The organism is Tamlana sedimenti, from assembly GCF_038148895.1.
Classification (GTDB): domain Bacteria; phylum Bacteroidota; class Bacteroidia; order Flavobacteriales; family Flavobacteriaceae; genus Tamlana.
The window spans coordinates 502,199-515,855 of record NZ_JBBVGQ010000002.1; the positions used below are offsets into that span (position 1 = coordinate 502,199).

Annotated in this window: 15 protein-coding genes; 12 read left to right on the top strand and 3 right to left on the bottom strand. The window is 35.3% G+C overall.

Going from position 1 to position 13,657, the window contains the following annotated elements:
• Positions 1 to 56 precede the first annotated feature (56 nt).
• Positions 57 to 695 carry a peroxiredoxin gene (locus WJN01_RS08115; RefSeq protein WP_445196649.1) on the bottom strand — a complete coding sequence of 213 codons (639 nt, stop codon included), beginning with the start codon at positions 693 to 695 and terminating at the stop codon, positions 57 to 59.
• A 318-nt stretch (positions 696 to 1,013) separates the two neighbouring features.
• Between WJN01_RS08115 and WJN01_RS08120 the strand changes: the two genes are divergently transcribed.
• Positions 1,014 to 2,042 carry a metal-dependent hydrolase gene (locus WJN01_RS08120; RefSeq protein WP_445196650.1) on the top strand — a complete coding sequence of 343 codons (1,029 nt, stop codon included), beginning with the start codon at positions 1,014 to 1,016 and terminating at the stop codon, positions 2,040 to 2,042.
• Here WJN01_RS08120 and WJN01_RS08125 read toward each other — a convergent pair.
• Positions 2,039 to 3,253, bottom strand: a complete 1,215-nt coding sequence (locus WJN01_RS08125) for an aminotransferase class I/II-fold pyridoxal phosphate-dependent enzyme (RefSeq protein WP_445196651.1) — start codon at positions 3,251 to 3,253, stop codon at positions 2,039 to 2,041. The two genes, WJN01_RS08120 and WJN01_RS08125, sit on opposite strands and share 4 nt — an antisense overlap.
• Before the next feature lie 159 nt (positions 3,254 to 3,412).
• Here WJN01_RS08125 and WJN01_RS08130 point away from each other — a divergent pair, with 159 nt between their 5' ends.
• The 10 genes from WJN01_RS08130 to WJN01_RS08175 all read left to right on the top strand — a co-directional run bounded on the left by WJN01_RS08130 (position 3,413) and on the right by WJN01_RS08175 (position 11,436).
• Positions 3,413 to 3,871 (top strand): Lrp/AsnC family transcriptional regulator, encoded by a 459-nt coding sequence (locus WJN01_RS08130; RefSeq protein WP_445196652.1) that lies wholly within the window; start codon positions 3,413 to 3,415, stop codon positions 3,869 to 3,871.
• Positions 3,872 to 4,498, top strand: a complete 627-nt coding sequence (locus WJN01_RS08135) for a CPBP family glutamic-type intramembrane protease (RefSeq protein ID WP_445196653.1) — start codon at positions 3,872 to 3,874, stop codon at positions 4,496 to 4,498.
• A 76-nt stretch (positions 4,499 to 4,574) separates the two neighbouring features.
• Entirely contained in the window at positions 4,575 to 5,087 is a 513-nt protein-coding gene (locus WJN01_RS08140) for a hypothetical protein (protein WP_445196654.1), read from the top strand.
• Between the two features lie 9 nt (positions 5,088 to 5,096).
• Positions 5,097 to 5,819: a hypothetical protein gene (locus WJN01_RS08145; RefSeq protein WP_445196655.1), complete on the top strand. Its 723-nt coding sequence runs from the start codon at positions 5,097 to 5,099 to the stop codon at positions 5,817 to 5,819.
• The gene (locus WJN01_RS08150) at positions 5,795 to 6,601 is read left to right on the top strand and encodes a sensor histidine kinase (protein ID WP_445196656.1); all 807 of its coding nucleotides are present in this window, start codon (positions 5,795 to 5,797) and stop codon (positions 6,599 to 6,601) included. The genes WJN01_RS08145 and WJN01_RS08150 overlap by 25 nt, the downstream gene beginning before the upstream one ends.
• Before the next feature lie 92 nt (positions 6,602 to 6,693).
• Positions 6,694 to 7,119 (top strand): PaaI family thioesterase, encoded by a 426-nt coding sequence (locus WJN01_RS08155; protein WP_445196657.1) that lies wholly within the window; start codon positions 6,694 to 6,696, stop codon positions 7,117 to 7,119.
• Positions 7,120 to 7,125: 6 nt separating this feature from the next.
• The gene (locus WJN01_RS08160) at positions 7,126 to 8,241 is read left to right on the top strand and encodes a chorismate-binding protein (protein WP_445196658.1); all 1,116 of its coding nucleotides are present in this window, start codon (positions 7,126 to 7,128) and stop codon (positions 8,239 to 8,241) included.
• Positions 8,242 to 8,292: 51 nt separating this feature from the next.
• Positions 8,293 to 10,053, top strand: coding sequence for a 2-succinyl-5-enolpyruvyl-6-hydroxy-3-cyclohexene-1-carboxylate synthase (menD, locus tag WJN01_RS08165; protein ID WP_445196659.1), 1,761 nt, complete (start codon positions 8,293 to 8,295; stop codon positions 10,051 to 10,053).
• Between the two features lie 90 nt (positions 10,054 to 10,143).
• Positions 10,144 to 10,482 carry a DUF2853 family protein gene (locus WJN01_RS08170; RefSeq protein ID WP_445196660.1) on the top strand — a complete coding sequence of 113 codons (339 nt, stop codon included), beginning with the start codon at positions 10,144 to 10,146 and terminating at the stop codon, positions 10,480 to 10,482.
• A gap of 123 nt (positions 10,483 to 10,605) precedes the next feature.
• Entirely contained in the window at positions 10,606 to 11,436 is an 831-nt protein-coding gene (locus WJN01_RS08175) for a CvfB family protein (RefSeq protein ID WP_445196661.1), read from the top strand.
• Here the strand turns inward: WJN01_RS08175 and WJN01_RS08180 are convergent.
• Positions 11,428 to 11,856 carry a hypothetical protein gene (locus tag WJN01_RS08180; RefSeq protein ID WP_445196662.1) on the bottom strand — a complete coding sequence of 143 codons (429 nt, stop codon included), beginning with the start codon at positions 11,854 to 11,856 and terminating at the stop codon, positions 11,428 to 11,430. The two genes, WJN01_RS08175 and WJN01_RS08180, sit on opposite strands and share 9 nt — an antisense overlap.
• Positions 11,857 to 12,148: 292 nt before the next feature.
• On the opposite strand from WJN01_RS08180, the gene mnmE reads away from it, so the two are divergent.
• The gene (mnmE, locus tag WJN01_RS08185; protein WP_445196663.1) at positions 12,149 to 13,549 is read left to right on the top strand and encodes a tRNA uridine-5-carboxymethylaminomethyl(34) synthesis GTPase MnmE; all 1,401 of its coding nucleotides are present in this window, start codon (positions 12,149 to 12,151) and stop codon (positions 13,547 to 13,549) included.
• Positions 13,550 to 13,657 lie beyond the last annotated feature (108 nt).

A 13,657-nucleotide genomic window follows, 5' to 3' on the forward strand; every position in this document is an offset into this window, starting at 1 on the left:
ACTGAACACAGCAAATAATTTAAGAATATTCTCTGCATTCAGAATATAATTTATAATTAGTGAGTAGCCAAATAAGCGGCAGTTTCCTTGGCATTGGCGTTCATCGCATCTTTGCCTTCTTCCCAGTTGGCTGGACAAACTTCACCTTTTTCTTGAACATGTGTTAAAGCGTCAACCAATCGAAGGTACTCGTTTACGTTTCTCCCCAAGGGCATGTTATTAATGCTTTCGTGTTGTACAATGCCTTTTTCGTCAATAATATAGGTAGCTCTGTACGTTACGTTATCTCCCTCTAATAATACGGTACCCGTTGCCTCATCAAAAGATTCATTTGTGATGTCTAAAATGCCAAGAATTTTAGAAAGGTTTCTGTTGCTATCCGCAAGAATTGGGTAGGTTACACCTTCAATGCCTCCATTTTGTTTTGAGGTGCTTAGCCATGCAAAATGCACTTCTGGAGTATCACAAGAAGCGCCAATTACAACAGTATTACGTCTTTCAAATTCTGGTAAAGCCGCTTGAAATGCGTGTAATTCGGTTGGACAAACAAAAGTGAAATCTTTTGGATACCAAAACAATACCACTTTTTTCTTGTTATCTATTGCTGTTTCTAGAACGTTTATTTTAAAGGTGTCACCCATTTCGTTCATTGCGTCAACATTTAAATCTGGAAATTTTTTTCCTACTAATGCCATATAATTCTGTTTTTAAAGTTTGATTATTAAATTAATTCTGAGACAAAACTATGACTATAAAAAACCTAGGAAAATAGAACGCAATTATAAAATCTTATGAAGCAATAGCGTTTAAATATCGGTTGAAAAAACTATGCTTTATTTTATGAATTGCTCAAAATATTGTGTCGGAAATTATCGACTTCACAACATTGTAAAGCAAATGGCAATAATCTTGTTTAAGAGATTTTATTTTTCATTGATTAAAAGCAGCGAATTTCAATCAAGCGTTGAGATCAAAGAGTTGTGTACATTTGTATTTCAAATTTTTATTCGTAAATGGATTCATTAACACAGATAGTTTTGGGTGCTGCCTGCGGTGAAGTGGCTTTGGGAAAAAAGATTGGCAATAAAGCTCTGCTTTTTGGCGCCATTGGTGGAACCATCCCTGATTTGGATGTTTTTGTTGGAAGATGGTTGTTTCAAAACGAAATAGATTCTATGGCGTTCCATAGAGGGTTTATGCATTCGTTGGTATTTGCGGTTTTGGCGGCCTTTGTTTTGGGATATTTGGTTTATTGGCTATACAATACCCGGAAACGAAAGGGAAGCACATCTAGGAAAGATTGGATTTGGCTGTTCTTTTTGTCCATTTTCACCCATCCACTTTTAGATAGCTTTACACCTTACGGCACACAATTGTTTCTGCCTTTTTCCAATTACCGTGTTGCCATTAATAATATTGCTGTTGTAGACCCTATTTACACTTTGCCTTTTTTGTTGTGTTTGGTAGTTGTTATGTTTTTTAGACGAACAAGTGCAAAGCGAAAATTTTGGAATAAAATGGGGATTGCCATAAGTTCGATTTACATGCTTTTAACCTTGGTTAATAAGGTTTATGTGAATCATGTTTTTAAAAAATCTTTGGAAGAAAATAAGATTTCCTTTAGTCGATTCCAGACCCAGCCATCCATTTTCAACAATATATTATGGTATGGCATAGCCGAAGGAGAAGATGCCTATCATGTTGCTTTTTACTCGTTATTGGATAAAAGCAATCAATTTTCAGATTGGCAGCAATTACCAAAAAATCATGAACTCGTACCGATGGAAAACAAGGATATAAAAACTTTGTCCTGGTTCAGCAATGGGTATTACAATATTATTCCTTTGGATACAGTTGGTCAATTTCGGTACAACGATTTGCGATATCCGTTGCTTAATGCTGAGGACCCTAATTCTTCGATATTTAGTTTTACCATCTACAAAGATGAAGACCGCTGGAATATCCTTCCATTTGAAGGAAAACCACCATCTAGTGAAGATTTGTCAGTCTTTTGGCGACGAATAAAAGGAAAACAAGATTAAGCCATTACTTTTTCGAAAATGTTTAGCTCAACCATGCATTCATGCATCATTTGGTAAGTACGTTCAATATCTGCGTCCAATCCAATAGAAAAACGAATCAGTCCATCGCTTAAACCCATTTCCTTTTGCTCTTCTTCTGGGATTTCAGAAGAGGTAGATGTTCCTGGAGCGCTGAACAGAGTTTTGTAAAACCCAAGGCTAACGGCCAAATAACCCAGATTTCTGTTTTGCATGAGTTCCATGAGTTCATTAGCCTTTTCCAAAGAGCCAACATCAATGGTTAGCATGCCACCAAAGCCGTATTCGGGGTTCATCATTTTTTTGAACAGATTGTGCGAAGGATGTGATTTTAACCCGGGGTAAACCGTTTTCAAACCATCGGCTTCAAACTTTTCAGCCAAAAACAGGGCATTTTTACTGTGCTGCTGCATTCTAACATGCAAGGTTCTCAGGTTTTTTAAAATGGATGCCGCTCTCAAGCTGTCCATTGTTGAGCCTAAAAGCATTGAAGCACCATCATTTACATTGCGTAACTCGTCAATAAAATCTTGGCTGCCACAAACCACACCGCCAACCGTGTCGCTAGAGCCATTTATGAATTTTGTTAGACTATGGATAACAATATCAGCCCCTAACACAGCTGGTGATATAGATAATGGTGAAAACGTGTTATCAACTACCAATTTTAATTGATGTTTTTTGGCAATCTTGGCCAAAGCTTTAATATCGGCAACTTCCAAAAGGGGATTGCTAACGGATTCACAATACAAAATTTTGGTCTTTTTTGTAATGGCGGCTTCAACTCGTTTTAAATCTGTGATATCGACAAACGTTGTTTTAATGTTGAAACGGGGCGTGAAATTCTTAAAGAAGGCATAAGTACCACCATAAATGGTTCGGCTAGAAATAATATGGTCGTTCGCACCGCACAATTGCAATATTACAGCTGTAATGGCACCCATACCAGAGGCTGAAACATTAGCTGTTTCGGTGCTTTCCATGGCCGCTAAGGCTTGTCCCAAATATAGGTTGGAAGGTGAGGAGTGACGGGAGTACAGGTAGCACCCGTCTGCATTGCCTTCAAAAGTGTCGAACATGGTTTTAGCAGACAAAAATGTGTATGTTGAAGAGTCTGAAATAGAAGGATTAACACCTCCAAATTCGCCAAAATATTGTAAATCTTGAATGTTGTTTGCAGGTTTAAAGGGCATAATTGTTTTATTTTAAGTTTTAGTAAATTTAATCACTTATAGAATTATTTGCAATCATTATTAAAAATTGTAGAATATAAAACTATATAAAATAATAAATTAAGAATATTTTTCTATATTTATAAAAATAAACAGTTTGGCAATGAAAATTTTTCATCTATGATATTTGATGCAACAGATAAAAAGTTACTAGATTATTTACAATCAGATAGTAAGCAAACGAACAAAGAATTGGCCAATAAATTGGACCTTTCTGTTACAGCGGTTTATGAAAGGATTAAAAAGCTTGAAAAGGAAGGCTATATTGATGGCTATACCGTTTTGTTGAACAAGGAAAAAATCGATAAAAACTTCATGGTTTTTTGCCATGTGAAACTATTGCAACACAGCCAAGAATATGTAGTTAGTTTTGAGAAAGAAGTAAAAAGCTTAAAGGAAGTGCTTGAATGTTATCATATTAGTGGCGATTACGATTACCTATTGAAAGTATTGGTTAAAGATATGGCTGCTTTTAGGGAATTTATGGTAAAAAAATTGACCACAATCAATCATATCGGGAGTACCCACAGCATGTTTGTAATCAATGCTGTTAAAAATACCACTGTTATTGATTTTTAAATGCAGTCAAACGGTTTTAAAATATTAGAGTTTCTGGTTGCCTTTATTTTAGTTCCGGTTAGCTTCGTTTTTGATTATCCACATTATTTGAAATTAGCTGTTGGGTTTTTAGGGTTTCTTTATGTTTTATTTGTTTTGCTGAAAGTTGAAAACGAGAAATTTGAAATTTCAAAAGCCATTGATTGGCCAGGATTTTGGAAAGAAACATGTTCAAAATTAATTTTAGTTGGAGTTGTTACGACATTATTTGTTTGGCTAACACATCCAAATGCTCTTTTTTCTGTCCTAGTTCACAAGCCTTTCTTATGGTTTTTGTTGCTATTTGTTTACAGCATCTTTTCAGTTTATCCTCAAGAATTGATTTACAGAACATTTTTCTTTAGACGGTACAGTCATTTTTTTAAAAACGAAAAGGTATTGGTTTTTATAAATGCCATAATGTTTTCTTTAGGACATCTGTTTTTTTGGAATGTTTTAGTGATTGTTTTAACATTTTTAGGGGGAGTGCTTTTCGCCTTTACGTTCTATAGAACAAAATCAACGCTTTTAGTATCAATTGAGCACACTTTATATGGATGTTGGTTGTTTACGGTTGGGATGGGTGCTATGTTGGGATTTCCAACATGATGTTTATATAAATCGTACAGTATGAAATCTTTTTATTATTTTAGACCAGCTATTATTAACCACTAAACTAACCAACATGAAAAAACTCAGTTACATTATTTTAGGATTTATTATCGGAGCAGTTTTGACCTATTATTTTTGTCCAAGAAATTGCGAATTGCCACCTCTTGAAACCAAAATTGTTAAACCCAAAGGAGTTATATCTGTCGCTGAGGCTAAATCACTAAATGATAATTGGACAAGATATAGAAAGGCTGCGGTTGATTCGGCTGCACAAAAGCAAGGCAGGGATAAAGACGATCGTTCAGTTTATTGGGACTTAAAAGATGTTGAAGATTATTTGGGCTACGCAAAGCATTATTCAGATAGCATAGGGTATGACATGACTGGAATAAGGGTTTATCTTGGAGTTTATGGTCAAAATGCTGGACAGAGTAAAAAAGATTTAACCACTATGTTTATAGTGCCTACAGGCAAGAAAAACAATTCAACAGCCAATAGCTTAAACTTTAACTTAGTGCAAGGCAATGGCAATATTCCAACACCACCACTAAACCAGGGAACAGGTGGAGAAAATGGTTATGATTAATAGTCTTCTGTGATAGAGTTTCTTTTAAAGCATTATTCATTTTCAACCTACACGTTAGAGTTTTTAGCTGCTATAACGGGTCTTTTGTGTTATAAAAAATATAGAAACTCTGTTGCAAAATATTTTATATGGTTTCTGTTGCTTGTTGCCATTTCAGACACACTATGTTTCTATACATTTTTCGTAAACCCTAATAGGGCGCTGTACTTTTTAATTGGCACCAAGGTTGAAAAAAATCACTGGTGGTCTACGTTGTATTGGGATGTTGGGGCAATTGTATTCCTTTGTTTTTTTTATTATAAAATTTTAAAAACTGTCTTATTCCAAAACATTGTAAAAGTAGCGGGTTACTCATTTCTGTTTTTCTCTGCGCTATATATTGGGTTAAATTGGGAGCAATTCTTTTTTCAATTTTTTGAAGTTTTTGATTTGTTGGGAGCTGCAATTGTTTTTATGTGTTCTATGTTTTATTTTATGGAAATTTTAACCAGTGATAAAATCTTGGTATTCTATAAATCAATATATTTTTATATTACTGTCACAATTTTTATTTGGTGGTTGATTATTACACCATTAACATTTTACGATGTATATAATACCTACGAAGTTGGCAAACCGCCTAACGATTTAAACTTTCGTAAATTGCGAAGATTGGTATATTTATCGGCCAACATCTTTATGTATTTAACTTATACTTTTTCCTTTTTATGGTGCAGACCAGAGAACGATTAGCCAGCACGGCTTCAGAGCGTTATTTGTTGATTTATATGATTGCCGTTTTGGTGATTGTAACAGCTTTGGTGGTCATTTTTTTTATTGTCTTTTTAAAGCGAAAGAACAAATTACTACAAGAAAAAATGGAGCAACAAAGGGCATTCGAAGCAGAAATTGCTCTCGCACAAACCGAAACCCAAGAACAAACCTTAAAAAATATTGGTTGGGAGTTGCATGATAACATAGGGCAATTATTGTCGTTTGCCAACATGCAATTAAGTATTTTAAAAATGCAAATGGCTGAGGATATCAAAGAGAAATTTAAAGATACCTCAGACGCCTTAAAGGAAGGTTTAGCTGAAGTTAGGGCGCTTTCAAAAACCTTGAACAATGAAGTGGTTTTAAACAATGGTTTTGAAAAATCAATAACAAATGAGTTGAATCGGCTTAAAAAGATGAAATTTGAATCAGCCGAACTTAAGATTATTGGAGAGAAAGTTGATTTTTCACAAAGGAATCATGAAATTATACTTTTTAGGATTCTTCAGGAGTTTTTGTCAAATTCGGTTAAATATTCCGAAGCAAAAAATATTGAGGTCACTTTAGATTACCAACCTAATTTATTGTTGATTAAGGCAAAAGATGATGGCAAAGGCTTTGATGTTAATGATATAGAAAAAGGTTCGGGACTTATTAACATGAAAAGCAGGTCATCATTGATCAATGCTGAATTGGACTTAACTTCACAACCCAATGAAGGTGTAATGCTATTGCTTAGATATCCTTTGTTCAATTCATAATTTCAATAAAACATAAAACCATTTTCTTTTGGGTTTTTAAGTTGGTTTTATTTGCGTTTTGTAATTTTACACACTTTTAATTTACAAAGCTCATGCAAATAACAAAGGAAGAATTTTTAGCAAGAACAAAGGTCATCAGTAAAAATACCTTATTGGAAACTTTACAGATTGAGTTTGTGGATTTTGGTGATGATTTCCTTATTGCTAAAATGCCCGTAAACTCGAGAGTGCATCAGCCCGATGGCGTGCTTCATGGTGGCGCTACCGTTGCCTTAGCAGAAACTGTTGGTAGTTTTGCCGCCGAACTACTTTTTAATTTAAATGATGTTTTTGTTCGTGGTATAGAAATTTCCGCCAATCATGTAAAAAGTGTTAAAGCTGGTTTTGTATTTGCAAAGGCTAAGATTGTCCACAAGGGAAGAACGACCCAAATTTTTGATATACGCGTTACCGACGAAGCCGATAACCTAATATCACTATGTAAATTAACCACCATAGCCCTTCCAAAATCGAAATAAGCATTGATGACTTCTAAGGATTTTTTCGAGTTTGTTTCAACTCAATACAAAAAGCAATTGCCATTTGTCGTTTACAGAAAGCCCAACAGGGAAGACGTTAAGGCGATGCTTCAAAAAACGGATGATTTATATTTGATTGAAGATTTTACGCAAAGAGGATTTGTTTTTTCGCCCTTTGATGATATCGAACCTTCAATTTTAATCCCGAAAGAACATTCAGAAATTATTGCTGTTTCATCCGTCCCAACAGTGGACGTTGAGGCACGGGAACTAAAACCATCTTCTGAAGAAAATGGAAAAGAAAACCATGTCAACCTTGTAAAAAAGGGCATTGAAGCCATTTCTGAAGACAAATTCAAAAAAGTGGTGCTTTCAAGAAAAGAAACCGTTCAACTTAAAGAAAACAATCCCATTGAAATTTTCAAAAGACTCTTAAGCAGCTATAAATCGGCTTTTGTGTATTGTTGGTACCACCCAAAAATAGGTATTTGGTTGGGCGCAACACCAGAAACATTGATTAAAATTGAAGGTAGCCAATTCTCCATCATGGCATTGGCCGGAACCCAAAAATATGAAGGTTCGTTGAATGTGCTTTGGCAGGAAAAGGAAAAACAGGAACAGCAATATGTAACCGATTTTATTTTAGAGAACCTAAAACCTTCTGTTGAAAGTCTTAAGGTTTCTGATGTTGAGACCGTAAAGGCTGGAAACCTGGTGCATTTGCGCACAATGATTAGCGCACAGTTGAAAAAAGGCATTCCGCTAAAAGAAGTAATTGATGCACTCCATCCAACACCAGCAGTTTGTGGTTTGCCAAAGGATGTTGCAAAGCAATTCATTTTAAAGCACGAAAATTACCACCGTGGTTTTTATACAGGTTATTTGGGCGAACTTAATCTGGATAAATCAATTAAACCGCGTTCTGGAAGAAGAAATATTGAAAACAGAGCCTATGCCTTTTCAAAACAAAGTACCCAGCTTTATGTTAATTTGCGTTGCATGCAAATTCAAGACAATCATGCTATAATTTATGTCGGGGGAGGCATAACTAAAAGTTCAAACCCTGAAAAGGAATGGGATGAGACTGAAGCAAAATCATTGGTGATTAAAAACGTTTTATAAGCCTTTCATTTACCCACCTATTTCTTATTTTTGATGAATCAAAGTAACTAAATGATTTATCCAAAAATCCCACTTGCCCAAACCATTGTGCAATTATGCAAATTGAAGGGCATCAAGCATATTGTAATTTCTCCAGGAAGCAGAAATGCACCTTTAACCTTAGGTTTTACAAACGAAGATTTTTTTAAGTGCTACAGTATTGTTGATGAGCGAAGTGCAGCATTTTTTGCATTGGGCATAGCCCAAAAAACGCAAACGCCAACCGCTGTGGTTTGTACATCGGGAAGCGCACTGTTAAACTATTATCCTGCTGTGGCCGAGGCTTATTATAGCAACATTCCACTTGTTGTGCTTTCCGCCGATAGGCCAAAACATTTAGTTGGTATTGGAGATGGACAAACCATCAACCAGAAAAACGTTTTTGATAACCATATTTTATATTCAGCAAATTTAAAGCTCGATTTAAAAGATGAAAAGAATGTGCCGGGACATGAAGAATTGCCTATTTTAAAGAATCTTGAGGATAAATTTGAACGACTTTTGGGACTGCAAAAGGACATACAAACCCATAATGAGGAAGAAATAAACAATGCTATAAATGTTTCGATAAACCAAAAGGGACCCGTACATATCAACATTCCGTTGGATGAACCATTATATGAAACAGTTGAAAAGTTAAGCGTTTCCCCGAAAGCAATTGAAAGTCCGCAAAAACAAACCGAGATTGAAGACTACCAACTTCAATCATGTTTTGAGGATTGGAATTCTGCAACAAAAAAAATGATTTTGGTAGGCGTTAATTATCCAGACCAAATTGAAAAAAAGTGGTTGGATGAATTGGCCGAGGACGATAGTGTGATTGTACTTACCGAAACCACTTCAAATTTACACCACCCAAGTTTTTTCCCTAGTATTGACCAATTGATAGCTCCTTTAACGGACGAGGATAAAAAAGAACTCCAGCCAGACATATTGGTTACTTTTGGTGGCTTGATTGTTTCAAAAAAGATAAAACAGTTATTGCGCAGATTTCAACCAAAACACCACTGGCATATCGATAAAAAAATGGCCTATGACACTTTTTTTTGTTTAGAGAACCATATTGAGGCTACCCCGAACCAATTTTTCGAAGCGTTTTTGCCAAAAGTTACCCATTACGTAAAAAGCGCTTATAAAAGCAAATGGAACGATGTCAAGCAAAATAGATTAAAAAAACATAAGGAGTATTTGGAACAAATACCGTTTTCAGACTTTAGCATATTCAGTAAAGTGCTAAAATCAATTCCTAGTAATTCCATACTGCAAGTGGGCAATAGTTCGGCGATTCGTTACACACAGCTATTCAAACTTGATAAAAGCCTTGAGGTGTATTGTAACAGAGGAACGAGTGGGATAGAGGGAAGTACGTCTACCGCAATTGGCTGTTCAGTGGTCAGCGAGAAACCGGTTGTTTTCATCACAGGTGATTTAAGCTTTCTTTATGACAGTAATGCGCTATGGAATAATTATATTCCAAAGAATTTTAGAATGATTGTGGTGAATAATCAAGGTGGAGGTATTTTCAGAATCTTGCCAGGCCATAAAAACACGGAGAATTTTGACACCTATTTTGAGACTACCCATAAACATTCAGCCAAACCGCTTTGTGAGATGTATGGTTTAAACTATGAATCTGCTTCGGATGAAGAAACTCTAAAGTCAGCTTTAAAATCCTTTTACCAAAAAAGCAATAATCCAAAATTGTTGGAAATTTTCACGCCAAAAAATTTAAATGACGACATACTGTTAAACTATTTTGATTTCATCAAGTAAAAGTGACTTGTAAACATTTTCTGTGTCTAAAAAAATGGTTACCTTTAAATCGGTTATCAATTATATACTAAAATTAAAAATGAAATCATTATGAGTAAAAGAGACGAACTAATTGCGAAGTACGCTGAAGATTTAAAAGAAAAATGTGGTGTTAATGCAGACATGGATTTATTAACCAAAGTAACTATTGGTTGTGGGCCATCGATTTATAATGCCGATTCTGCTACCGTATCAGGTTCAGATGAATCTGAATTATCAACGGTAAAAAACAACTTTTTAATTAAAAAATTGGGCTTAAAGAATGGACCGGATTTAGATAAAGGTATTGATGCAGTAATGGAAAAGTACGGTAAGTCTAATAGAAATAAGTACAGAGCAGTCGTTTATTATCTTTTAACCAAGCACTTTGGAAAAGAGTCTGCTTATTAGGCTTTAGCGCATAAAATAATTAAAGCGTTGCATTTTTGTAACGCTTTTTTTTTATTGAAGTAGCAACAAGATTTATTTTAAGGTTCTTATGATTATAAAACAAGCTATTGCTACCTTTGCAGCATGATAAAATTAGGGGAAATAAATACAATGGAAATTCTTCGTGAGACAGACCACGGAGTTTATTTAATTGACAAGGATGATGAAGAAGTATTGCTTCCTAATCGCTATGTTCCAGAACGTTTTAAAATTTGGGACAAAATGGACGTTTTTGTTTATTTAGATAACGAAGAACGCCCAGTAGCCACTACTGAACAGCCTTATATTATGAAAGGTGATTTTGCATTGTTACGCTGTAATCAGGTAACAGATTATGGTGCTTTTTTAGATTGGGGTTTGGTAAAGGAACTGTTTTGCCCATTTAAGGAACAGGCCTTTAAAATGAAACCAGGTGGTTGGTATTTGGTGTATTGCTATCTAGACGAAAAAACCAACAGACTTGTGGCATCGAGCAAAACAAACCATTTTTTGGACAATAAAAACCTTACCGTTAAACCTTTTGAGGAAGTCGATTTAATTGTATCTCATCCATCAGAAATCGGCATGAATGTTATAGTCAACAAAAAACATTCTGGATTAATATACAAGGACAATATTTTTAGAGACCTTAGTGTGGGCGACAAACTAAAGGGCATCGTTAAAAAGATTCGTCCGGGCAACAAATTGGATATTTCCATAGGGCAAGTTGGTTACAGAAACATAGAGCCAAATGCTGAACGTATATTGAAAGCGCTTCATGATAATGGCGGACAAATTGCGTTGACCGATAAATCTTCACCAGAAGAAATTAAGGAAGAGCTTCAAATGAGCAAAAAGAACTTTAAAAAGGCCATAGGAACCTTGTACAAGCAACGTAAAGTTGAGCTTAAGCCCGATGGTATTTATTTAATTTAAAGAAAAGTACCCCTTGCTTGTTACTTTTTTATAAACATCTGCAATGGCCTCGTAAATATTGTCGTAATCTACTTTTTCTGAAGTACAAAAATCATTTTCCATTTCAGCATTCATTTTACCGGCAAGGTCATGACCAACAACAGCATAGGCACAAATATTTTTTGCTTGTGTCCTGAAAAATGGAGCATCCATTAAATTTACGGAGTACGAATTAATTCTGTTAGCAATAACACCGTAAGGCTCTTTATCACCAAAAAATGAAACAATTTCATCTATAATGGATGAAGAATTGGTCATATCAAAATGCACGCCTTCATTAAGTTCTACTACAGCAATATGGTTGAAAAAGAAGATGTTGCCAATTTGGTTTTCAACAAATTTCAAAATTTGATTTGCATAATCAGATTCTGCTATTTTCATTTTATCGCAAATCTATACCTCGGTTGCACTAGGGGATTAAATTCATGTGGACTTAGCGGTAGAATTAGCATGTGAGAGATGCAGCAATCGCTCAAGTCATATTCAATGTGTTTACCTGTTTAAATATTTAGAAACAAGCGTGCAAATATACTATGTAAGCATAGTATATTAAAGTTAAATATTTGTTAATATGTGGATTATTGTATACTATGTAAAACTTCGGAATTTATTAATAAAGTTTTTGTGAAGAACGTTATGACGGTTAACCTTTCAAATTTAGTATTTTAGCCGAATGATAAATCAAGACACCATAGTAGCTTTGGCAACACCATCGGGTGCTGGTGCCATAGCTGTAATTCGTTTGTCTGGAAGCGAGGCTATCTCCATTGCAGATTCATGTTTTAAATCTGTCAAGAGCACTAAAAAATTGTCTTCCCAAAAAACCCATACCATTCATTTGGGGCATATTATTGATGCAGATAAGACCATTGATGAAGTTTTGGTTTCCATTTTTAAAAATCCAAATTCATATACAGGTGAAGATGTTGTTGAGATTTCGTGCCACGGCTCCAATTACATCCAACAGGAAATCATACAATTGTTTTTAAGAAAGGGCTGCAGAATGGCAACTGCCGGAGAATTTACCCTGAGGGCCTTTTTAAAAGGCAAATTGGATTTAAGCCAGGCTGAAGCCGTGGCCGATTTAATTGCCAGCGATAACGAGGCCTCGCATAAAATAGCCATGCAGCAAATGCGTGGAGGCTTTTCATCTGAAATTGCCAAACTGCGCGAACAACTTCTGAATTTTGCTTCACTCATTGAATTGGAATTGGATTTTGCAGAGGAAGATGTTGAGTTTGCTGATAGAACCGAATTTAAGGCGTTGATTGAGCGTATCAGTTTTGTTTTAAAGCGTTTGATTGATTCGTTTGCTGTTGGTAACGTTATTAAGAACGGTATTCCAGTGGCTATTGTGGGTGAGCCCAATGTTGGGAAATCTACGCTCTTAAATGCACTTTTAAATGAGGAACGTGCCATTGTTTCTGAAATTGCGGGTACAACCCGCGATACTATTGAAGATGAGATTTCCATTGGCGGTATTGGTTTTCGGTTTATAGATACAGCTGGAATCAGGGAAACTAAAGATGTTGTGGAAAGCATAGGCATAAAAAAAACATTTGAAAAAATAGATCAAGCCCAAGTGGTCATTTATTTGTTTGATTCCGATGTCATTTCGAACAACAGTGAGAAATCACATAACGTTGTGGTAGAGATTCAAAAAATAAAAAACAAATACCCCCAAAAACCTTTAATCATTTTAGGAAACAAGGTGGATAAAATTAATGATTCGGAAGTTGCAAATCTTAAATCCCAAATACCAGACATTCAATTTCTTTCAGCAAAAACAGGAAAGGGTGTGGAAGAATTGACACATTCACTTTTGGATTTAATCAATACAGGAGCACTTCGTAACAACGAAACCATTGTAACCAATACGCGTCATTACGATGCCCTGTTGAAGGCTTTTGAAGAAATACAAAAAGTAAAAGAAGGATTGAAAACAGGTTTGTCGGGCGATTTACTGGCCATTGATATTCGTCAGGCATTATACCATTTTGGGGAAATAACAGGAGAGATTACCAATGATGATCTATTGGGAAATATCTTTGCTAATTTTTGTATCGGGAAGTAGTTATCTTTCTCTTATTTGCTAACTGCCTACTATTGTTAGGTTTATAGGTTCACTTTCTTCCCTTATTTGTTGCCCAATTGCACTTTATTGCTTATTTTTGTTGCCAAG